At 74.3% G+C, this 19,983-nt stretch carries 23 protein-coding genes; 6 read left to right on the plus strand and 17 right to left on the minus strand.

Annotated elements, in window-relative coordinates; genetic code table 11:
- The first annotated feature begins 130 nt into the window (after positions 1-130).
- Positions 131-1,180, plus strand: coding sequence for an LLM class flavin-dependent oxidoreductase (locus ACL03H_RS08705; protein ID WP_412810603.1), 1,050 nt, complete (start codon positions 131-133; stop codon positions 1,178-1,180).
- Positions 1,181-1,186: 6 nt separating this feature from the next.
- Here ACL03H_RS08705 and msrB read toward each other — a convergent pair whose 3' ends face one another.
- Both msrB and ACL03H_RS08715 read right to left on the minus strand, forming a co-directional pair.
- On the minus strand, positions 1,187-1,609 hold the full coding sequence (gene msrB / locus ACL03H_RS08710; RefSeq protein ID WP_412810604.1) for a peptide-methionine (R)-S-oxide reductase MsrB: 423 nt from the start codon (positions 1,607-1,609) through the stop codon (positions 1,187-1,189).
- A 47-nt stretch (positions 1,610-1,656) separates the two neighbouring features.
- A complete protein-coding gene (locus ACL03H_RS08715) occupies positions 1,657-1,977 on the minus strand; it encodes a hypothetical protein (RefSeq protein WP_412810605.1) in 321 nt (106 codons plus the stop codon).
- A 99-nt stretch (positions 1,978-2,076) separates the two neighbouring features.
- Between ACL03H_RS08715 and ligD the strand changes: the two genes are divergently transcribed.
- A complete protein-coding gene (gene ligD / locus ACL03H_RS08720; RefSeq protein WP_412810606.1) occupies positions 2,077-3,105 on the plus strand; it encodes a non-homologous end-joining DNA ligase in 1,029 nt (342 codons plus the stop codon).
- A gap of 62 nt (positions 3,106-3,167) precedes the next feature.
- On the opposite strand, the gene ACL03H_RS08725 is transcribed toward ligD, so the two are convergent.
- Complete coding sequence (locus tag ACL03H_RS08725; protein ID WP_412810607.1) at positions 3,168-4,487, minus strand: RbtT/DalT/CsbX family MFS transporter; 1,320 nt, start codon at positions 4,485-4,487, stop codon at positions 3,168-3,170.
- Between the two features lie 14 nt (positions 4,488-4,501).
- Positions 4,502-5,593 carry an alcohol dehydrogenase catalytic domain-containing protein gene (locus ACL03H_RS08730; protein ID WP_412810608.1) on the minus strand — a complete coding sequence of 364 codons (1,092 nt, stop codon included), beginning with the start codon at positions 5,591-5,593 and terminating at the stop codon, positions 4,502-4,504.
- Positions 5,594-6,012: 419 nt separating this feature from the next.
- Here ACL03H_RS08730 and ACL03H_RS08735 point away from each other — a divergent pair, with 419 nt between their 5' ends.
- Positions 6,013-6,936 carry a sugar-binding transcriptional regulator gene (locus tag ACL03H_RS08735; RefSeq protein ID WP_412810609.1) on the plus strand — a complete coding sequence of 308 codons (924 nt, stop codon included), beginning with the start codon at positions 6,013-6,015 and terminating at the stop codon, positions 6,934-6,936.
- Positions 6,937-7,375: 439 nt separating this feature from the next.
- On the opposite strand, the gene ACL03H_RS08740 is transcribed toward ACL03H_RS08735, so the two are convergent.
- On the minus strand, positions 7,376-8,929 hold the full coding sequence (locus ACL03H_RS08740; protein ID WP_412810610.1) for an alpha/beta fold hydrolase: 1,554 nt from the start codon (positions 8,927-8,929) through the stop codon (positions 7,376-7,378).
- A 170-nt stretch (positions 8,930-9,099) separates the two neighbouring features.
- Here ACL03H_RS08740 and ACL03H_RS08745 point away from each other — a divergent pair, with 170 nt between their 5' ends.
- A complete protein-coding gene (locus ACL03H_RS08745; protein ID WP_412810611.1) occupies positions 9,100-10,002 on the plus strand; it encodes an EamA family transporter in 903 nt (300 codons plus the stop codon).
- A 7-nt stretch (positions 10,003-10,009) separates the two neighbouring features.
- Here ACL03H_RS08745 and ACL03H_RS08750 read toward each other — a convergent pair whose 3' ends face one another.
- From ACL03H_RS08750 to ACL03H_RS08800, 11 genes are all read right to left on the minus strand, one after another.
- Positions 10,010-11,107, minus strand: coding sequence for an ATP-dependent DNA ligase (locus ACL03H_RS08750; RefSeq protein ID WP_412810612.1), 1,098 nt, complete (start codon positions 11,105-11,107; stop codon positions 10,010-10,012).
- A 22-nt stretch (positions 11,108-11,129) separates the two neighbouring features.
- Positions 11,130-11,774, minus strand: coding sequence for an alkaline shock response membrane anchor protein AmaP (amaP, locus tag ACL03H_RS08755; RefSeq protein WP_412810613.1), 645 nt, complete (start codon positions 11,772-11,774; stop codon positions 11,130-11,132).
- Positions 11,774-12,307 carry a DUF6286 domain-containing protein gene (locus tag ACL03H_RS08760; protein ID WP_412810614.1) on the minus strand — a complete coding sequence of 178 codons (534 nt, stop codon included), beginning with the start codon at positions 12,305-12,307 and terminating at the stop codon, positions 11,774-11,776. The genes amaP and ACL03H_RS08760 overlap by 1 nt, the downstream gene beginning before the upstream one ends.
- Before the next feature lie 4 nt (positions 12,308-12,311).
- Positions 12,312-12,713, minus strand: a complete 402-nt coding sequence (locus tag ACL03H_RS08765) for an Asp23/Gls24 family envelope stress response protein (protein WP_412810615.1) — start codon at positions 12,711-12,713, stop codon at positions 12,312-12,314.
- Positions 12,710-12,889 carry a hypothetical protein gene (locus ACL03H_RS08770; RefSeq protein WP_412810616.1) on the minus strand — a complete coding sequence of 60 codons (180 nt, stop codon included), beginning with the start codon at positions 12,887-12,889 and terminating at the stop codon, positions 12,710-12,712. The genes ACL03H_RS08765 and ACL03H_RS08770 overlap by 4 nt, the downstream gene beginning before the upstream one ends.
- 51 nt (positions 12,890-12,940) lie before the next feature.
- Positions 12,941-13,216 (minus strand): hypothetical protein, encoded by a 276-nt coding sequence (locus ACL03H_RS08775; RefSeq protein WP_412810617.1) that lies wholly within the window; start codon positions 13,214-13,216, stop codon positions 12,941-12,943.
- Positions 13,213-13,581 carry a hypothetical protein gene (locus tag ACL03H_RS08780; protein ID WP_412810618.1) on the minus strand — a complete coding sequence of 123 codons (369 nt, stop codon included), beginning with the start codon at positions 13,579-13,581 and terminating at the stop codon, positions 13,213-13,215. The genes ACL03H_RS08775 and ACL03H_RS08780 overlap by 4 nt, the downstream gene beginning before the upstream one ends.
- A gap of 103 nt (positions 13,582-13,684) precedes the next feature.
- Positions 13,685-14,227 (minus strand): Asp23/Gls24 family envelope stress response protein, encoded by a 543-nt coding sequence (locus ACL03H_RS08785; RefSeq protein WP_412810619.1) that lies wholly within the window; start codon positions 14,225-14,227, stop codon positions 13,685-13,687.
- Positions 14,228-14,372: 145 nt separating this feature from the next.
- Positions 14,373-14,936, minus strand: a complete 564-nt coding sequence (locus ACL03H_RS08790; RefSeq protein WP_412810620.1) for a hypothetical protein — start codon at positions 14,934-14,936, stop codon at positions 14,373-14,375.
- Positions 14,929-15,498: an RNA polymerase sigma factor gene (locus ACL03H_RS08795; RefSeq protein WP_412810621.1), complete on the minus strand. Its 570-nt coding sequence runs from the start codon at positions 15,496-15,498 to the stop codon at positions 14,929-14,931. The genes ACL03H_RS08790 and ACL03H_RS08795 overlap by 8 nt, the downstream gene beginning before the upstream one ends.
- Positions 15,495-16,211: a pyrimidine reductase family protein gene (locus ACL03H_RS08800; protein WP_412810622.1), complete on the minus strand. Its 717-nt coding sequence runs from the start codon at positions 16,209-16,211 to the stop codon at positions 15,495-15,497. The genes ACL03H_RS08795 and ACL03H_RS08800 overlap by 4 nt, the downstream gene beginning before the upstream one ends.
- 147 nt (positions 16,212-16,358) lie before the next feature.
- On the opposite strand from ACL03H_RS08800, the gene zapE reads away from it, so the two are divergent.
- On the plus strand, positions 16,359-17,384 hold the full coding sequence (zapE, locus tag ACL03H_RS08805; RefSeq protein WP_412810623.1) for a cell division protein ZapE: 1,026 nt from the start codon (positions 16,359-16,361) through the stop codon (positions 17,382-17,384).
- Here the strand turns inward: zapE and rocD are convergent.
- Positions 17,381-18,625, minus strand: a complete 1,245-nt coding sequence (rocD, locus tag ACL03H_RS08810) for an ornithine--oxo-acid transaminase (RefSeq protein WP_412810624.1) — start codon at positions 18,623-18,625, stop codon at positions 17,381-17,383. The two genes, zapE and rocD, sit on opposite strands and share 4 nt — an antisense overlap.
- Before the next feature lie 302 nt (positions 18,626-18,927).
- Between rocD and ACL03H_RS08815 the strand changes: the two genes are divergently transcribed.
- Positions 18,928-19,968 carry a lactonase family protein gene (locus ACL03H_RS08815; protein WP_412810625.1) on the plus strand — a complete coding sequence of 347 codons (1,041 nt, stop codon included), beginning with the start codon at positions 18,928-18,930 and terminating at the stop codon, positions 19,966-19,968.
- Positions 19,969-19,983 lie beyond the last annotated feature (15 nt).

The following is a 19,983-nucleotide window of genomic DNA, read 5'->3' on the forward strand; positions in this document are numbered from 1 at the left end:
CGTCCGGCGGGTCCGCCGTACCGCCAGGACGAGCACACTGATCGGGGCCCTCGTCCCCGCGCGGCCGTGCGGGGACGAGGCCGGTGCGGCGCGCGCCGCACCGCGGGGGTCGTCGTGGGAGGGCAAGCCGATGCGGTTCAGCTACGTCATGCTCCCGGACCTGCCGGTGCGGGAGTCGCTGGCCACGATCCGCCTGGCCGACGAGCTCGGGTTCCACGCCGCCTACGCCGCCGACGAGACCTGGCACAAGGACCTGTGGACGCTGTTCGGCGCCGCGGCCGGGAGCACCCGGCGGATCCGGCTCGGGCCGAACCTCTCGCCGGTGACGCTGCGGGAGCCGACGCTCATCGCGCAGGCCGCCGCCACGCTGGACGAGCTCAGCGGCGGCCGCGCCGAAGTCGTGATCTCCAGCGGGAACTTCGGGCTGCTCGCCCAGTACGGGATCGACTGGGCGCGCACCCGGCCGCTGTCCCGGGTGCGGGAGGCCCACCACGTGATCCGCACCTTCCTGGACGAGGGCGCGATCACCTTCGAGGGCGAGTTCCACCGCTACGACGGGCTGTTCACCGCGGCGCGGCCGGTGCAGCGGCGGCTGCCGGTGCTGCTGGGCGCGATGCGCGGGCCGAAGTCCTTCGAGACCGCCGGGGAGATCGCCGACGGCGTGCACCACGCGCTGAGCTACCGGCGCGAGGCCTACGACTACCTGGTCTCGCACGTGCGCGCCGGGGCGGAGCGGGCCGGGCGCGACTGGCAGGAGCTGGACATCGGGGCCTGGGTGGTGTTCTCGGTCGGCCCGGACGGGGAAGCGGCCCGCCGCGCGGCGCGCGCCGTCGTCGGGCTCTACGCCTCCGCGATGCCCGCCGAGCAGCTGCGCCGCAACGGGGTCGATCCCGCCGAGCTCACCGAGATCGTCGCCGCGGTCGGCGCCGGCGACCTCGCCCGCGCCTACGAGCTGACCCCGCCCGAGCTGGCGCGGCGGCTGTCCATCGCCGGTACCCCGGCCGAGTGCCGGGAGCGGATCGAGCGGGACATCGCGGGCACCGGCGTCAACCACCTGGTCCTCGCCGTCACCGACGCCGAGCTGGTGCGCGCCCTGGCCGGGTTCGACCTGCCCGGCGTGCCGGGCGCGGCCGATCAGCTGCGGCTCATCGCCGAGCACCTGATGCCCGCCTTCGGGTGACGGGGCTCAGGCCTCCGGCACGTGGCGCAGGGCGATCGAGTTGATGCAGTAGCGCTGGTCGGTGGGCGTGGCGTAGCCCTCGCCCTCGAAGACGTGCCCGAGGTGGCTCTGGCAGGAGGCGCACAGCACCTCGATCCGGGCCATGCCCAGCGAGCGGTCCTCGCGCAGCAGCACCGCCTCGGAGTCGCGCGGGTCGTAGAACGAGGGCCAGCCGCAGTGCGACTCGAACTTCGTGCCGCTGCGGAACAGCTCCGCCCCGCAGGCCCGGCACTCGTAGATCCCGGCGCTGGTGGTGTCGACGTACTCGCCGCTCCAGGCCGGTTCCGTCGCGGCCTGCCGCAGCACCGCGTACTCCTGCGGGCTGAGCTGCTCCCGCCATTCCTGCTCGGACTTCGCGACCTTCGGGGAGGTGCCAGCAACGGGTTCCATGCGTCCACGCTAACCCTTCCGGTGAAGATCAGGTGCCGCCCGCCCGGTCACGGCGAGAAGGTGCCGAACACGAAGCCCACGGCGTTCCACACCGTGACCAGCACGCCGAGCAGGATCAGCAGCACCACCAGCACGACCACCACCCGGCGGTGCCCCTGGGCGCGGTTGGCGCCGCTGGCGAAGTCCTCCACCCCGCTGAGCATTCCCTCCACGGTGGCCTTCGAGTTGGGGCGCTCGATCCGCTCCAGGTGTTCGGCGAACGCCTGCGCCTCCGGGTCGTGCGGGTCCAGGCCGATCAGGTCGTCGGCGAACCTGCCCCGGGCGTCGCGCGGGGCGTCCGGGTCCTCGTCGTGGCCTGCTGGCGCCATGCGCTCACGGTAGCCCGACGCGGGCTCCCCGAGGCAGTCCGCCGTGACCGGTCCGCGTGAACCCGCGCGTCCCGCTCGCGGGCTCCCTACGCTGCTCAGGTGGCCGCATCAGCGCTGGAACTCGACGTCGCGGGCAGGACCGTGCGCCTGTCCCACCCCGACAAGATCTACTTCCCGGAGCGGGGGTTCACCAAGCTCCAGGTGGCGCGCTACTACCTCGCCGTCGCCGAGCCGCTGCTGCGGGCGATCGGGGACCGGCCCACGACGCTGAAGCGCTTCCCCGGCGGCGTCACCGGCGAGCCGTTCTACGCGAAGCGGGTGCCGAAGGGCGCCCCGGAGTGGGTGCGCTCGGTGCGGGTGACCTTCCCGTCCGGCCGGACCGCCGGGAGCGTGCTGCCCACCGAGCCCGCCGTGCTGGTCTGGGCGGCGGGGCTGGGCACCCTCGACTTCCACCCCTGGCCGGTGCGCTCGGCCGACGTCGAGCACCCCGACGAGCTGCGCATCGACCTGGACCCGCAGCCCGGCACCGGTTACGCGGAGGCCGCGCGGGTGGCCGGGGTGCTGCGCGAGGTGCTGGCGGAGGCGGGGCTGACCGGCTTCCCGAAGACCTCCGGGGGACGCGGCGTGCACGTGCTGGTGCGGATCGCGCCGCGCTGGGACTTCATCGAGGTCCGGCGCGCGGTGATCGCGCTGGCCCGGGAGGTGCAGCGCCGGATCCCGAGCCTGGCCACCGTCGACTGGTGGAAGGAGGAGCGCGGGCAGCGGGTGTTCCTGGACTTCAACCAGGCCGCGCGGGACCGCACGGTCGCCTCCGCCTGGTCGCTGCGCGGCACCCCTCGCGCCACGGTGTCGATGCCGCTGACCTGGGAGCAGCTTCCGGAGGTCGAACCGGAGGACTTCGACCTGGCCACCGTCCCGGACCTGCTGGCCGGGAGCGGGGATCCGCACCGGGAGCTCGACGCGGTGGCGCACGAGCTCGACGCGGCGCTGGAGTGGTTCGAGCGGGACCGCCGCGACCGCGGGCTCGGCGAGCTGCCCTACCCGCCGGACCACCCGAAGATGCCGGGGGAGCCGACCCGCTCGCGCAAGGCGTCCCTGGAGGCGTCGAGCGGGGAGTCCGAGGCCTGACCCCGGAAAGCGAACCGGGCAGGACCGCGACGCGGCCCTGCCCGGTGCTACCGGCGTTGTCGTCAGACGGCCGCGGCGGGCACGGCGGCCCCCCGCTTCTCGTCCTCCGGCACCTTGAGGTAGGAGACCATGACGAAAGCCGCGGCGTAGAGCAGGACGAACGCCCAGACCACGCCGACGTTGCCGAGCCCGATCGACAGCACGATCGCGGGCACCGCCGCGCCGAGGAAGGCCGCCCCACCGGCCGCCGTGGTGTACATGGCCATCGCGGCGCCCTTCTGCTCCGGAGCGAGCGCGGGCATGATCGCGCCCATCGGCACGAACCCGGCCAGCAGCGCGCCGAACAGGCAGCCCGCGGCGGTCGCCGCCCAGAAGCCCCACGTCGAGCCCGCGGGCACCAGGTGCGCCACGTACCACCAGGCGAGCAGCCCGACGGCGGAGCCGAACACGCCGAACCACTGCACCGTGCGGCGCCAGCCCCACTGGTCGCCGATCGCGCCGAAGACGGCGTTGAGCAGGATGTTCGAGGCGTAGACCAGCGTGGTCATGATCAACCAGCGGGACTGGCCCCAGCCGAGCTCGTCGGCGATCACCGTCGGCAGGATGATGAACATGCCGTACTGCGGCGCGGTGTTGATCAGCCGGACGAGGAAGCCCATCAGGATCTTCGGCCGACGCGCGGTCAGCCGCACGCCCGCGGTGAGCACCTCGCCGGTCGACAGCTCGGCCGCGGCGACGCGGCGGTCCCCGCGCGGGTCCCGGACGGCGAACTGCGCGACCAGGAAACCGATCACCACGAGCGCGATGGAGGCCACCATCGCCCCGGTCTCACCGCCCGTGCCGCCGCCGAAGGCGGGGATCATGCCCAGCGCGTACAGCGAGCCCAGCGTCGGCAGACCACCGGTGAACATCACGTAGAACCAGCCGACGGCCTTGCCGTTGCGCTCCACCGGGGTGACGACGTTGACCCAGACCAGGAACGCGAACGCGAACAGCGGATAGCCGAAGCCGCGCAGGAAGTAGGTCAGGAACACCAGCGGCAGGCTGCCCAGGGCCAGGCTGGCCAGGAACAGCAGCTCGAACACGACCCACACGACGACGCCGAGCTGCATCACGCGGCGCGGCCCCCACAGGTCGGCCAGCACCCCGGAGAGGTAGCTGCCGACCAGCACGGACACGCCGTACATCGAGATGATCGTGCTGACGGTGGTGGCGGGACTGCCCAGCACCGTCTCGATGTGCGGGGAGATGAAGTTGGTCTCGGTGCCGTTGCCGGTCATGAAGATCAGCACGGCCACGAATCCCCAGCGCAGCGAGTGCGGAATGCCGATCCGGTCGAGGAACGTCTCCCGGTGCGGATCGGCTGTGGCGGCGTTGCTCATGTCGTTCTCCGCGTTCACGCGTTGGGCAGGATGGAGACCTTGACCGAAGCACCCGAGGTGTCGGCGACCAGGTCCAAGGCTTGCTGGAAGTCCTTCAACCCCAGCTGGTGCGTGCAGATGTCGTCGACCGGGATCTTCCCCTGCTCCAGCAGCCTGATCGCCGCCGGCCAGCAGTGCGGCCCGAGGTGCGCACCGAGGACGTTGAGCTCCTTGTCGTCGGAGATGATCGACCAGTCGACCGTCACGTCCGAGCCGAAGACCGAGTACTCGACGTAGGTCCCCAGCTTGCGCAGCAGGTTCAGCCCCTGCCCGACCGCGGCGGTCGCGCCGGTGCCCTCCAGGTAGACGTCGGCGCCGTAGCCCTCGGTCAGCTCCGCGACCTTGGCGACGACGTCATCCTTCGCGGGGTTGAGCGTCACGTCGGCACCGCAGCGGCGCCCGAGCTCCAACTTGTTGTCGTCGAGGTCGAGCGCGACCAGGGTCATCGGGTTCTTCTGCCGCGCCCCGGCGATCAGGCCCAGCCCGATGGGGCCGCAGCCCGCGACGACCACCACGTCGCCGAACTTGATCCCGGCCCGCTCCACCGCGTGCAGCGCGCAGGACAGCGGCTCGGCGTAGGCGGCGTGGTGCGGCTTCAGGTCGTGCGAGACCTTGTGCGCCCGCGCCTTCTTCGGGACCAGCGTGTACTGGGCCATCGCGCCGTTGTAGTTGCGGAAGCCGAACATGTCGTGCGGGCCGCACATCCAGTACTCGCCGCGCCGGCAGTAGCGGCACTCCTCGCAGGGGACGATCTGCTCGCAGGCGATCCGGTCGCCGACCTGGACCTTGTGGTGGTCGAAGGCCTCCTGGTCGCCGGAGACGACGACGCCGACGAACTCGTGCCCGGGGATGACGCCGCGCTGCGCCCAGGCCGGCCGGTTCTCGTCGCCCCAGAACTTCGGGGCGCCGTGGTAGCACTTCAGGTCGCTGGCGCAGACGCCGACCGCCTCGACCTCGATCAGCAGCTCACCCGGGGCGGGTTCGGGGACGGCCACCTCCTCGAGGCGGTAGTCCTCGGGGCCGTGGACGACGACGGCCTGCATTCGGGTGGGTAGTGGTTCCGGCACCTTTGCCTCCAACTGTTCCATTTCATGATCGATCGACTCGTGCCGCCGGAGCGGGCGACGTCTCCGCTTCAGGGATCGCCCACGACCGCCGATGCCCAGCGGACCACGGGCTCCGGCCTCGTGCGATCTCCCGCACGGGCGAAGCGGGGGACGCGGGGGGCCGACGACCGCGCGGCCCGGCGATCGGCCGGGTGCTCGCGAGCCGGGACGCGCGTGGGGGCCGGGCGATCTCGTCCGGTGGTGCCGATTCGTTCCTGCCGCACGAGCCCGCCGCGATCAGCGGGCCCTGGCCCCTTGCCGTGCACTGCTCTCCTCGCGCGTCCGACCTCGATGTCGTTGAGGTGATAACCTTCCGGCCCACACCGCTCATCGGTCAACACCACCCGCTCATATGAGCGGGCCCAGCTCGGGGAGGACACGTGGGGCCGGAGCGTCAAGTGCTCGCCGCGCTCGTCGCCAGGAAGCACTACCTGGAGAAGCGGACCAAGTCCCAGATCGCCGACGAGCTCGCGCTCTCGCGGTTCCAGGTCGCACGGCTGCTCGACGCGGCCTGCGCCGAGGGGATCGTGCGCATCACCGTCGAGCTCCCGTCCGGGGTGGACGCCGAGCTCTCCAACCTGCTCCGCCAGCGGTTCGGCCTCAAGCGCGCGCTCGCGGTGGTCACCGCCGACGACCTCGAGGCGCGCCGGGCGCAGCTCGGGCGGGCCGCCGCCGACCTGCTCGCGGACGTCGTCACCGAGGACGACTGCCTCGGCATCGCCTGGGGTCGCACGCTGGGCGCCATCCCGGCCGCGCTGGACCGGCTCGCGACCTGCCCGGTCGTCCAGCTGACCGGGGTCGCGGGCACCGTCTCGGAGAACACCGTCGAGCTGGTGCGGCAGGTGTGCGCCGTCAACGGTGGTCCCGCGAGCCCGATCTACGCGCCGTTCGTGGTCGCGGACGCCGCCACGGCCCGCGGCCTGCGCAGCCAGCCCGGGATCGCCCGCGCGCTCGAACTGCACCGGAGGGTCACCCGCGCCGTGGTCGGGGTCGGCAGCTGGGACCCGCCCGATTCGCAGCTGCACGACTCCCTGCAGGGCCAGGAGCAGCGCGCGCTGCTCGGCAGGGGTGTGCGCGCCGAGGTCTGCGGGACGCTGCTCAACGACGACGGCGACGTGGTCAGCGGGCTCGAGGACCGCCGGATCGCCATCCCGACCGAGCTCCTGCGGAAGATCCCCGAGGTCATCGCGGTCGGCGGCGGCAGCACGAAGGTCCACGCGATGCTCGCCGCGGTGCGCTCCGGCCTGGTGCACGGCCTCGTCACGGACGCCGCCGCCGCCCACCGGATGCTCGAACTCGGCTGACCCCCGGAGGGGTGAACCGGGGCGCCCGGCGGTCGCGCTGAGATCCGGTAACGCATAGCGATGAGTGCATGTGCGCTGTTCAGCAGGACGGCGGACGCCCGGTCCCTCGCCCGGCGGTGTCACCCGGTGCTCCGGACGCGCAGGCTCGGAGCCGCCGGAATTCACGTCACGTGAGGAGATCCGAAATGGTTCGCACCGAGCACGAGTCCGCCCCGCAGGCCGGCGGGTGCAGTTGCTGCTCCAGTTGCAGCGGCCCCTCCTGCGGTTGCTGCTCCGGCTGTTCGTGAGCTGTCGCCCGCCACGTTCGGCGGCGACGGGTGAACCTCAGGGGCCTTCTCCCCGCGGCACCGCCCGCTGCGCGGCGCCCGCGCCGAGGAGGCCCCCGAGATCCCCCGGTGGCGCCGGGCGGGCGACCGCCGGCGGGCGAACGATCACGTGATCACGCCGGGCAGGCCGTGCCGCGCGGCGGAGTCGTGCCCTCCACCAGGAAGCGGGTGGCCGCCTCGGTGATGCAGTCCGAGCGGCCGATCGCGCCGTGCCCGGTGCCCTGCCAGGTCAGCGCGATCCCGGTGGGCAGCTGCTCGGCCAGGTGCGCGCTGCCGCGTTCCGGCGCCAGCGGGTCGTTCGCCGTCGCCACCACCGGGATCGGCGGCAGTCCGGGCGCCGAGGGAGGCGGCAGGTCCTCCTGCGGTTCCGGCCACTGCGCGCACCACGCGAGGCGCTGCGCGAACACACCGCCGAACACGGGATGCTCCGCCACCCACTCGGCCGCCACGTGCACCAACCGCTCCGCGGGCAACCGCAACCGGGTGTCGTTGCAGCTGGTGATCAGGTCCCCGTCGAGCTGGGCGGGATCGGTTCCGCGGTCGCGGACCAGGGGCGCCGCCAGCGCGCTGACCGGCGCGGCGTCGCCGGAGCGCGCCGCCGCCAGGGCCGAGGCCAGCTCCGGCCAGCGCTCCGGATCACCGAGCCCGGCCAGCAGCACCCGCACCACCGTGCCTCCGCCGACCGGGCCGTTCGCCGCGGGCATCGAGGCGTCCGCGGTGCGGCGCACCAGGTCCAGCACCGCGCCCCGGGGGTCCGGCCCCAGCGGGCAGCCGCGCCGCGCGCAGTCGGCCGCGAACACGTCGAAGGTCTGCTCCGCGCCCTGCGCCTGGGCCTTCCCCTCGGCGAGGGCGTCGAGCTGCGGATCGGGCCCGCCGTCGAGCACCATCCGCCCCACCGAACCGGGGTAGCGCTGCGCGTAGGTGGTCAGCACCCGCGACGCCTCGCCGCGCCCGATCGCGTGCAGCTTCGGCACGTCCAGCTCCAGCCGCAGCTCCTCCAGGTCAGCGGCGGCGCGCCACGAGTCGTAGGCCTGCAACCGGTCGTCGAGGTCCAGCAGGCACTCCTGGCTGGAGACGCGCACCGCGGTCAGCAGCCGGTCCATCGACATCCGGTCGGTGGCCAGCGGGTCGAAGCCCGCGATGCTCTCGCGCAGCGGTGGCGGGACGCAGTCGGCCGGGTCGGACTGGCCGGTGCCGCGCCGATCCATCCCGATGATCCGGAAGGTGCTCAGCACCTCCGGCGGCAGTTCCAGGGCCAGCCGGGCCGCGACCGAGGTCCCCGGTTCGCCGCGGATGTCGCCCAGCACCACCAGCGGGACGCCGCCGGTGCCGGTGCTCAGCAGCGCGGCGCGGGTGGTGCCCTCCGCCGGTGCCTCCGGGGAGTCCAGGGTGGTCAGCAGCTGCGAGCAGGAGAACGAGGGACCCCGCGCGGGCAGCGCCAGTTCCTCCCGCGTCTCCCCGGTGCAGTCCTCCCAGTTCAACGCGCTGCCCGCGGGCGGCCCGAGCCCCGGCAACGGTGCCGGCCCCGGTGGCGCCGGAGCGGGCGCGACCGGCTGCTGGGCGTCCCGGTAGGCGACGGCCGGACGCTGCGAGGGCCCCGCCGCGCACCCGGCCACGAGCAGGGAGAGCAGCAGCAGGGCCCCGGTGCGGTGGCGGGTGCGCGGCACGACTGCTCCCTCGGCGTGGGCGGGTCCTGCCGGTGAGCATCGCATGATCTCCGTGTGTCCCAGGTGAGGGGGCGCGGTGCGGGCAACATCGCAATCCGGTTGGGCGGTGCCACCCGGGCGGCTACGGTGCGCCGGGCGGAGCGGACGGTTCGTGAAGGGGAGGTACCGGCGTGGTCGCGGTGCACATGGACGGTGCGTCGGCGCGGGGCGGCTCGTGGCGGGGCGAGGTGGGGCCCGTCCTGGCGAAGGGGTTCGGCGCGATACCGCCGCCCGCGCTGGTGCTGCTCGGCGTGATCAGCCTCCAGGTCGGGGCCGCGTTCGCCAAGCAGCTGTTCACCGTGGCCGGGGCGTCCGGGGTGGTCACCCTGCGGCTGCTGTTCGCCGCTCTGGTGCTGCTGGCGGTCTGGCGGCCGTCGTTGCGCCTGGACCGGACCTCGCTGCTCGTCGTCGTCGGCTACGGCGCGGTGCTGGCCGGCATGAACATGTGCCTGTACCAGGCCATCGACCGGATCCCGCTCGGCGTGGCGGTGACCATCGAGTTCCTCGGTCCGCTGGCCGTGGCCGTGTTCGGCTCCCGCCGCAAGCTGGACGTGGTGTGGGCGGTGCTCGCCGGGCTCGGCGTGCTGCTGCTGTCCCGCGGGGAGGGCGGGCTGGACCCGGTCGGCGTCGGGTTCGCGCTGGCCGCCGCCGTGCTGTGGGCCTCCTACATCCTCGTCGGCGCGAAGCTCGGTGAGCGCACCCGGGGCGGCGGCGGACTCGCGCTGGGCATCGCGTTCGGCGCGCTGATGGCGCTGCCGTTCGGGATCTCGGGTGCCGGGACCGAGCTGCTGTCCCCACCGGTGCTGGCCGCCGGGCTGGTGGTCGCGCTGATGTCCTCGGTGGTGCCCTACTCGCTGGAGCTGGAGGCGCTGCGGCGGATGCCGGCCCGGGTGTTCGGCGTGCTCATGAGCGTGGAACCGGCGGTCGCGGCGCTGGCCGGGCTGGTCGTGCTGCGCGAGGCGCTGGAACCGGTGCAGTGGCTGGCCATCTGCTGCGTCGTGATCGCCTCGATCGGCGCCACCAGGTCCGGGTAGCCCGGGTTCAGCCCGCGATCTCGCCGCGCAGCACCGCGTCCAGGTCGTAGCGGGCGGGCTCGTCGAGCTGGTCGTAGCGGCAGGAGCCCGGATCGCGGTCCGGCCGCCAGCGCACGAACTGCGCGGTGTGCCGGAACCGCGAGGGCACGGCGCCTTCGGTGTGGTCGTAGGCGACTTCCACGACGCGCTCGGGACGCAGCGGTTGCCACGGCTGCTCGGAGCTGCGCCAGCGGTTGATCGACCCGGGCAGCCTGCGCCCGTCCGCCGCGCGCTCACCGACCCACGGGTGCTCGCCGTCGGCGCGCAGCAGCCCCAGCTCGGCGGCGAGCTCCCGGCGCCGCGCGGCGGGGAACGCGCCCACCACGCCGACGTGGTGCAGCACCCCCCGCTCGTCGTGCAGCCCCAGCAGCAGCGAGCCCACCGCCGAGCCCGGCTCGGTCCCGGTGTGCCAGCGCAGCCCGGCCACCACGCAGTCCGCGGTGCGCGCGTGCTTGATCTTGAGCATCGTGCGCTTGCCCGGCGCGTAGGGCGCGTCGGCGTGCTTGCCGATGACCCCGTCGAGACCCGCGCCCTCGAACACCCGGAACCACTCCAGAGCGGTCCCGCGGTCGGTGGTCATCGGCGTGGCGATCAGCTCGGGCCCGCCCAGGCCGAGCGCGTCGAGCCGCCTCCGGCGCTCGGCGAACGGCTCCGCGCGCAAGTCGGTCTCGTCCAGGGCGAGCAGGTCGAAGGCGACGAACCGGGCCGGGGTGCGCTCGGCCAGCTCCCGGACGCGGCTCGCGGCGGGGTGGATCCGCTCGCCGAGGGCGTCCCAGTCGAGCCGCTGACCGTGCTCGTCGGAGCGGACCACCACGAGTTCGCCGTCCAGCACCACCGGCCGCCGGAGCCGCCGCTCGACGGCCGCGACCACCTCCGGGAAGTAGCGGTTCAGCGGCTTGCCGGTGCGGGATTGCAGCACCACCGGCTCGGCCCCGCCGGGATCGGCGAACACGAGGCAGCGGAAGCCGTCCCACTTCGGCTCGAAGCACAGCCCCGCGCGTTCCGGGACTCCCTCGACCGGACCGGCCAGCATCGGCTTCACCGGTGGTCGCACCGTCAACGCCACCACGGCCTCCTCGGTCGGGACGTCAGCGCACGCGCTGGCGGGCGGCGCGGTCCAGCTGCAGCCGGATCGCGGTCGGCATGGCCTCGACGCCCAGGGCGTCGCGGGCGCGGGAGAGGACCTTGTCCTCCAGCTCGTCCCACACCTGCCGCACGTTGGTGCCCTCCTGCAACGCCAGGGTGAGCCGCACGTTCGGCCGCTGATCGGAGCCGGCCATCCGCACCCGGGCCCGGGTCACGCCGGTGACGCTCTCCGCGTCGGCCCGCACCGCCTCGGTCAGCGCGCCCGAGGTGATCGTCGCCGAGCTCTCGGACTCCCCGAGCCGCAGGTCCGGGCGGCCCTCCGGGCGCAGCGCCCGCAGCAGCCACCACAGCCCGAGCAGCGCCAGCACGAGCCCGACGACGATCGCCGCGGCGAAGCCGAGCTCGCGATGCGCGCCCAGCCACCCGGTCACCAGCGGATCCAGCACCGGCCGCTGCGCGCGGAACCGGCCGAGCCAGCCCGCGCCGACGACCAGGGCCGCCGCCCCGGCGAGCAGCAGCACCAGCCCGAGGAAGGTGAGCAGCCCGCGCTCGAAACCCAGCGAGCGGCCCACCGGGGTCCGGCTCGGGCGGGCGGCCGCCGAGGGCGACGAGCTGGTCGCGGGGGCGGTCGTGGTCTGCTGGGACATCAGCGCTCCTTCGCGGGCGAGACCGACACCGACACCCGCGGCCTGCGGCGCATCGGCAGCTCGCCGATCGCCGCCGACACCGTCGTCGAGACCCGGTCGCGCAGGTCACCGACCTGGCGGAACCGGCCGCGGGCCTTCACCTTCACCCGGCGCCGGTCGGCGGTGACCGACGCGGTGGCCACCCCGTCCTCGGCGCGCACCTGGTGGCCGACGAGCCGCGCCAGCGAGCGCGGGTCGGTGGTCACCGTGACCTCCGGGGCCGGGTCGAGCAGCCGCACCTCCCTGCGGCCGGCGCGGGACGCGGCGAGCAGCAGCACCAGCCCGACCGCGGCCGCGATCGCGGCCCCCAGTCGCACGGGCACGTCCTGCCAGGTCACCGCGAGCGCCGAGGGCCCGGCCGAGGACCAGGGGATCAGCACCCCGCCGGCCTCGGGGCGGACCCAGGCGCCGACGACCTCCACCACCAGCAGCACCCCCGCGAGCAGGGCTGCCAGCCCCGCCACGGCGGTGATCACACGGACAAGGGCTCGCACGGGCTCACTCCACTCGGTCTCGTTTCGGGGCGGGCACCAGGGCGGAGACGACGACCTCCACCGAGGTCACCCGGCAGTCCGCCAGCCGCGCCAGTTCCTCGCGGACCCGCTGGCGCACGGCGCGCACCGCTTCCCCCACCGGCTCGGGGTAGCGCAGCGCCAGGTCCAGCCGCACCCGGAGTTCGCGGTCCGGGCCGGTGAGCCGGGCGCTGGAGCCGTGGGTGCCCACCCCGACACCGACGACCCGGCGCGGGGCGCGGGTGGTGCCGGGGACGCCGTCCGCGGCGTGCTCGGCGATCTTGCGCAGCACCGCGCGGTCGATGTGCAGCGAACCGCGCCCGGCGGCCTCGTCGGGGTCGGCGGCGCGCTGGGTGGTGTCGGTCCGCTCGGCGGCGGGGGCGCTCATCGGTCCTTGCCCCGGCCCAGGAAGTCACCGATCTCCAGCTCGCCGTCCAGCACCCGGCCGACGATCAGGCCGATCGCGCCGAGCACGAGGGCGATGAGGAAACCGGTGAAACCCCCGCAGGCCGCGGCCACACCGAGGAGGAGCCCGCCGAACAGGCCGGTCTGCGTTGCGTTCATCGTGGGAGAAACCTTCCTGACTGGGTGAACCGTGCGTCGGGTGTTCAACGATCACCGCACTCGGGTGCGGAGCTTCCGGCGACCCCAGGCGCGAACCCGGCGCACCACCCGGCCGAACCCGCCCGCCACCACGACCACCGGGGCGTCGTAGCGGTCGCGCGGCCGGTTCGGGCGCGGGCCGGGGGAGGACCGGGCGGCGTCGCGGCGGGCCCGCAGCTCGGCGAGTCCCGCCGCGAAGGCCTCGGGATCACCACCCACGTCCGGGTGGTGCGCGCGGACGAACGCGCGCAGGCGAGCCCGCGCGTCGCCCTCCGGCGTGCCCGTCATCCCCGGCTCGCCTCGTCCTCGCCGGGGGCCTCCTCGTCCTCGGAGGTGACCACGTCGACGACGGTGATGTCGACCTGGACGGGGCCGGTCACGTCGAGGACCCGGGTGCGCACCGCGTCCACCAGCTCCGGCAGCGGCCCGGCCAGCCGCAGCACCACCCCGACCTCCACCGGTTCGCCCGGGGCTCCGGCGCGGACCCCGGTGACCTGGCGGCCGGGCAGGTACGCGGCGATGGTGCCGTGCGGGCCGCCGTGCAGCCGGACCACCGCGGGATGCGCGAGCGCCGCCTCGGCGATCTGGTCCGCGAGGCTCTCGGCTGGCTCGACGTCGGCCCGGATGCGGTCACCGGGCGCGGGTTCGGTCATGTCGATGTCCTTAGGGAGCGGGCCGGCCCCTCCGCGGCGGAGGGGTCCTGCGAGCGCGGCGCGGGCGTGGTCCCGGTGGGGCGTTCCGGGACCACGCGGGCGATCACTCCACCCGGGAGGACGCGGCCGAAGCGGAACCCTGGCCGCTCTCCTCGTCGTCCTCCGAGGGCAGGTGGATGTCGTTGACCGCGATGTTGACCTCGATGACTTCCAGGCCGGTCATCCGCTCGACACCGTTGATCACGTTGCGGCGCACCGCGCGGGCCAGCTCCACGATGGACGCGCCGTACTCCACGACGATGTCCAGGTCGATCGCGGCCTGCTTCTCGCCGACCTCGACCTGCACGCCGGAGGTGTTGCCGCCCCCGGTGCCGCCGCCGGGGATGCGCTCCCGGATCGCGCCGAACGCGCGGGAGACGCCGCCGCCCATCGCGTGCACGCCGGAGATCTCCCGCGCCGCGATGCCGGCGATCTTCTGCACGACCGAGGCCGCGATCGTCGTCTTGCCCTGGGAGGTGTCGTCGGCGAGCCGCGCCGGGGTGGTGCTGGTGCTCGTGCTGAGCCCCTTGCTCCCGCCGGACGCGGACGCGCCGGACCCGCCCTGGGCCTCGGTGCTCTGCGTGGAGGTACCACTCGTCTGGGCCATGAAAGGGCTCCTTCCCCTGCGAAGATCCTCGTGTCGTCCCACGCCGGGCCGCTCGTGCGGGCCGTCAGGTGCGGGACGGAAGATCGGATGCGCGCCTGCCTCGATCCGTCGCGCGGATGAGACGCGCATCACAATTATGGGCCAATCACGAGCCCTGCGGCGGCGCGACGTCAGCGATCCGCACCCACACCGAGGGTGCCGCCGCGCCGAGGTGCCCCCGCAGCGCTCCGCCCAGATCGTCCTGCAACCGAGCGCTGAGCGCAGGGGCTGGCGAGCCGTAGTCGGCCACCACGTCGACCCGCACCTCCCGCACGTCGCCCGTGCACGCCAGCAACCGCAGTCCGGGGCGGTCGGCCAGCAGCTCCGCGCTCATCCGGCGGGCCAGCACCAGCACCGCCTGCGGGGTCACCCGCAGCAGGCCGTTCTCCTGCGCCACCTCCGCCGAGGGACCGGCCTCGCGCGCCCCGCGCACGGTCAGCAGCGCGCGCGACACCAGATCCGCTGGCGGCTCGACCTCGACCCTGGCCGCGCGCCGCACCGGCTCCCAGCCCGCGGGCGCGAGGTCGGCCAGCGCCGCCCGGCAGTGCGGGCAGCCGCGCGCGTGCGCGGCGAACTCCGCGGGAGCGTCCCCGGCCAGGTGCTCGACGAGCTCCCCGACGGTGTGCCCGCAGGGCAGCTCGTGGTCCGGCTCGAAGCGAGGTTCACCCACGGTGCACCTCCTCCAACTTCGCCAGCAGGGCCAGCCGCGCGCGGTGCAGCCGCGAGCGCAACGCCGCCACGTTCACCTCCAGCACCTCGGCGATCTGCTCGTAGGACAGTCCCTCGAACTCCCGCAGCACCAGCGGGACGCGCTGGGACGGGTGCAGCGTGGCGATGGCGCGGTGCACCGCGTCGGCCTCCTCGGAACGCACGGCGTGCCCCTCGGGGTTGCCGGAGTCGTGATCGGAGACGAGGTGGCTCAGCGACTCGTCGCTGATGTCCAGCGCCACCGTGTCCTTGCGCCGCCGCACCTGGCCGAGCGCCGCGTTCGACACCACCCGGTACAGCCAGGTCGTCGGAGCCGAGTCGCCGCGGAAGCGCGACAGCGAGCGCCAGGCCGAGACCCAGGCCTCCTGCACGGCGTCCTCGGCCTCGACCTGGTCGTTCAGGATCCGGTACGCCACCCGGTACATCGACCGGGTGTGCCTGCGCACCAGCTCGTCGAAGGCCACCCCGTCGCCCCGCTGGGCAGCGGCCATCAGGTCCGCGTCGCTGTCGGTCCGGCCGGTCACGCCCGGAGTCTCCCGTACCGCAGCAGCAGCAGCGATTCCTCCGCCCGCAGCACCGACAGCAGCCGCATCCCGCGCGGACCGGCCGGGTCCGGGCCGCGCGCGATGCGCTCCGCGCGGCCACCCGCCAGCAGCGGGGACACGGTGAGGCACAGCTCGTCGACGAGGTCGGCGGCGATCAGGTCGCCGAACAACCCGGGCCCGCCCTCGCAGCCCACCCGCAACAACCCGCGCTCGCCGAGCGCCGCCAGCGCCGCCACCAGGTCCACCTGCTCCGAACCGGTGACGATCACGTCCGCGCCCGCGTCGGCCAGCGCGATCCGGCGCTCCTCCGGCGCGGCCTCGCAGGTGAGCACGATCGGGGGAACGACGGTGTCGGTCAGCAGCGGTGAGTCCGGCTCCAGCGAGCAGCGCGCCGTGACGACGGCGATCGGTGGCACCTCGGACAGCCCGAACCGGGCGCGGCGTTCCGCGCGCACCTCGCCGCGCTGGACGCCGTGGTAGCCCTCGGCGAGCGCGGTCCCCGCCCCCACCAGCACCACGTCGGAGAGATCCCGGATCAGCCCCAGCACCCGCTGGTCGGCGGGCGAGGACAGGCCCCGCGAGCTGCCGCGCACGCTCACCGCGCCGTCCAGGCTGGAGACGAAGTTGGTGCGCAGCCACGGGCGGGTCAGCCCCGCCGGGTAGTCGTAGAACGCCTCGACCTCGGGCGTCACCTCCGCCGGGGTCGCGCCGGAGGAACCTTCGTCTGGGGGCCACAGCCTGTCCACCCGTCCATCCCAGCACGCCCCGCCCGCGCGGGCGGGGACAGGGGTGAGCACCGCCACCGGCTCGGGGCGGTTCGCCGGTTATAGAGTCGGCCCATGACCGCCGCGCGCCTGATCGACCGCCGCCCCGAGCTGAGCCCGGCCGACCTGGTCGACGCGCTGGCGCCGCCGCCGCGCTTCGACGCCGCGCGGTTCGAGACCTACGTGCCGAACCCCGACGAGCCGAGCCAGGCCGCCGCCGTGGAGGCCTGCCGGGCCTTCGCCGCGCGGGCCGGGGCGGAGCGCGGCGGCGGGGGCTGGCTGCGCTCCCTGTTCGGCGGGTCCCGCGCGGCCGAGGGCAAGCAGGGGCTCTACCTGGACGGCGGGTTCGGCGTCGGCAAGACGCACCTGCTGGCTTCGCTGTGGCACGCGGTGCCCGGGCCGAAGTCCTACGGCACCTTCGTGGAGATCACGAACCTGGTGGGCGCCCTCGGCTTCGCCGAGACGGTGCGCCGGCTCTCCGAGCACCGGCTGCTGGCGATCGACGAGTTCGAGCTCGACGACCCAGGCGACACGATGCTGGTCACCCAGCTGATCGCGAAGCTCACCGACGCGGGCGTGCACGTCGCCGCCACCTCCAACACGCTCCCCGGCAAGCTCGGCGAGGGCCGGTTCGCCGCGGTCGACTTCCTGCGCGAGATCCACGCGATGTCGGAGCGGTTCGAGGTGCTGCGCGTGGACGGCCCCGACTACCGGCACCGGGGGCTTCCCGATCCGCCGGAGCCCGCCGAGGACGCCGAGCTCATCGCCGAGGCGGAGTCCCGCCCGGGGGCGACGCTGGACGACTTCGACGCGCTGTGCGAGCACCTGGCCCAGGTCCACCCGTCGAAGTACGGACGGCTGCTGGACGACGTCGCGGCCGTGCACCTGCGCGGACTGCACGCCGCCCCGAACCAGAACGTGGGCCTGCGGCTGGTGGCCTTCGCCGACCGCCTCTACGACCGGGCCGTCCCGGTGCGGGTGTCCGGCGAACCGCTCTCGGCGCTGTTCACCGAGGAGATGCTGCGCGGCGGCTACCGCAAGAAGTACCTGCGGGCGCTGAGCCGCCTCACCGCGCTGGCCCGGGACGTCGTGAAGTCCTAGCTCCCGGTCAGCACGTCGGCGATGGTGTCGAGGCCGCGGTCGAGCTCGTCGCGGCTGATGGTCAGCGGGGGCGCCAGGCGCAGCGTGGAGTCCTGGGTCTCCTTGCAGAGCACGCCGCGGGCGGCGAGCCGCTCGCTGATCTCGCGGCCGGTGGGGCCGCCGGGGGTGAGCTCCACCCCCGCCCACAGGCCGCGGCCGCGCACCTCCGACACGCCCCGGCCCACGAGCTCGCCGAGGCGCGCGTGCAGGTGCGCGCCGAGCTCGCGGGAGCGGCGCTGGAACTCCCCGGTGGCCAGCAGCCGCACCACCGCCAGCCCGACCGCGCAGGCCAGCGGGTTGCCGCCGAAGGTCGAACCGTGCTCGCCGGGCCGCAGCACCCCGAGCACGTCCCTCCCGCCGACCACCGCCGAGACCGGCAGGACGCCGCCGCCGAGAGCCTTGCCGAGCGTGTAGAGGTCGGCTCGCACCCCCTCGTGGTCGAGCGCGAGCAGGTCGCCGGTGCGGGCCAGCCCGGACTGGATCTCGTCGGCGACGAGCAGCACCCCGCGCTCGTCGCAGAGCTCCCGCAGCCTGCGCAGGTAGCCCGCGGGCGGGACCACCACCCCGGCCTCGCCCTGCACCGGTTCGACCAGCACCGCTGCCGTGCGCTCGGTGATCGCCGCCTCGACGGCCGCCGCGTCGCCGTAGGGGGTGATCGCGAAACCGGGGGTGAACGGGCCGAACCCGGCGCGCGCGGTGGAGTCGGTGGAGAAGGACACGATCGTGGTGGTGCGGCCGTGGAAGTTGGAGCCCGCGACGACGATCTCCGCCTGGTCGGTGGGCACGCCCTTGACCTGGTAGGCCCACTTCCGGGCCAGCTTGATCGCGGACTCGACCGCCTCGGCGCCGGAGTTCATCGGCAGCACCTGCTCGGTCCCGGTGAGCGCGGCGAGCTCGGCGCAGAACGGGCCGAACCGGTCGTGCTGGAACGCGCGGCTGGTGAGGGTCACCCGGTGCAGCTGCTCGGTGGCGGCGGCGATCAGCGCCGGATGCCGGTGCCCGAAGTTCAGCGCCGAGTACCCGGCGAGGAAGTCGAGGTAGCGGCGACCGTCCACGTCGGTCATCCAGGAGCCCTCCGCCTCGGCGATGACGACCGGCAGCGGGTGGTAGTTGTGCGCGCTGTGCTCCTCGGCGAGGCGCAGGAACTCGGGCGCGCGGGAGGCCTCGGGCGCGGCCGGTGAGGAGAGGGGAGCGGAGGTCATGCCGTTCAGGTTATTCCGCCCCGGGCGTTCGTTTCAGCCGTCGGATGTTGCTCAGCGCGGTGTTTCGTTGCGCGATCGGGTTCCATCGCGAAACGTTTCGCCCGGACTCGCCCGTCCGGGTCTGTCCAGCCGGGTCCGGGGCCACTACTGTCGGGGCTCGGTTCAGATGAACACCGCGTGTACTGTCGATGACGCAGCGTGTGCGGCGTGCTCCCTCCCCGGGTGCGGCGGGGCGGAACGCGGCGCTCGCGCCGCTCCCGCAGCGCGCGCAGCAGTCCCCAACGTCGGGTGGAGGTCGCCACATGCCGGAGTTCGCGCAGTACCGGGTGTACGTCGGGGCCTACACCGGCCCGGACTCGGCGGCGGACGGGATCCGGCTGGCGTTCGCCGACGCCACCGGCCGGCTGCGCTGCGCCGACACCGTCGCCCACACCTACGACCCGTCGTTCCTGGCGCTGTCCCCGGACGGCGGGACGCTGTTCGCGGTGAACGAGATCGCCCGCGGCCGGGTGGTGGCCTACGCGGTGAACCCGGACGGCACCCTCGCGGAGATCAACTCGCAGCCCACCCACGGCTCCGGGCCGTGCCACCTCAGCGTGCACCCCTCCGGGCGCTTCCTGCTCACCGCGAACTACCTCTCCGGCAACGTCGTGGTGCACCCGATCGGGGAAGGCGGGGTGCTGCGCGAGGCCTGCCACGCCGTCGAGCACAGCGGTCAGGGGCCGGACAAGGACCGCCAGGAGGGCCCGCACGCGCACCAGATCGTGCCCTCCCCGGACGGTCGCTTCGCGCTGGCCACCGACCTGGGCACCGACACCGTGTACTCGTACGCCTTCGACGCCGACTCCGGGCACATGGCGCTCAAGCACGAGATCTCCTGGGAACCCGGGACCGGGCCCCGGCACCTCGCGTTCCACCCGGACGGCGACCGCGGCTACCTGGTGGGGGAGCTGACCTCGACGATCACCGAGTTCGCCTTCGACCCGGAGGGGGGCGAGCCGCGCCCGGGCCGGACGCGCTCGCTGCTGCCCGCGGGGTTCGAGGGGCGGAGCCTGGCCGCGGAGGTCGTGGTGACTCCGGACGGGCGGCTCGTGCTGGCCTCCAACCGGGGGCACGACAGCATCGCGGTGTTCTCGGGGAGGGACTTCGAACCGCTGGGCGTCGTGCCGGCCGGGGTGCGCGGGCCGCGGCACATCGCGCTCTCGCCGAGCGGTGACGTGCTGCACGTGGCGGGGGAGCTCAGCGGCGAGATCCAGGCCTTCGCGGTGGCGGGCGACGGCTCCCTGACGCCGTCCGGTGATCCGGTGCGCACCCCCGCGCCCGCCTGCGTCCTCGTCGTCTGACGGACCACCCGGGCC

The organism is Saccharopolyspora antibiotica, from assembly GCF_047200635.1.
GTDB lineage: Bacteria > Actinomycetota > Actinomycetes > Mycobacteriales > Pseudonocardiaceae > Saccharopolyspora_C.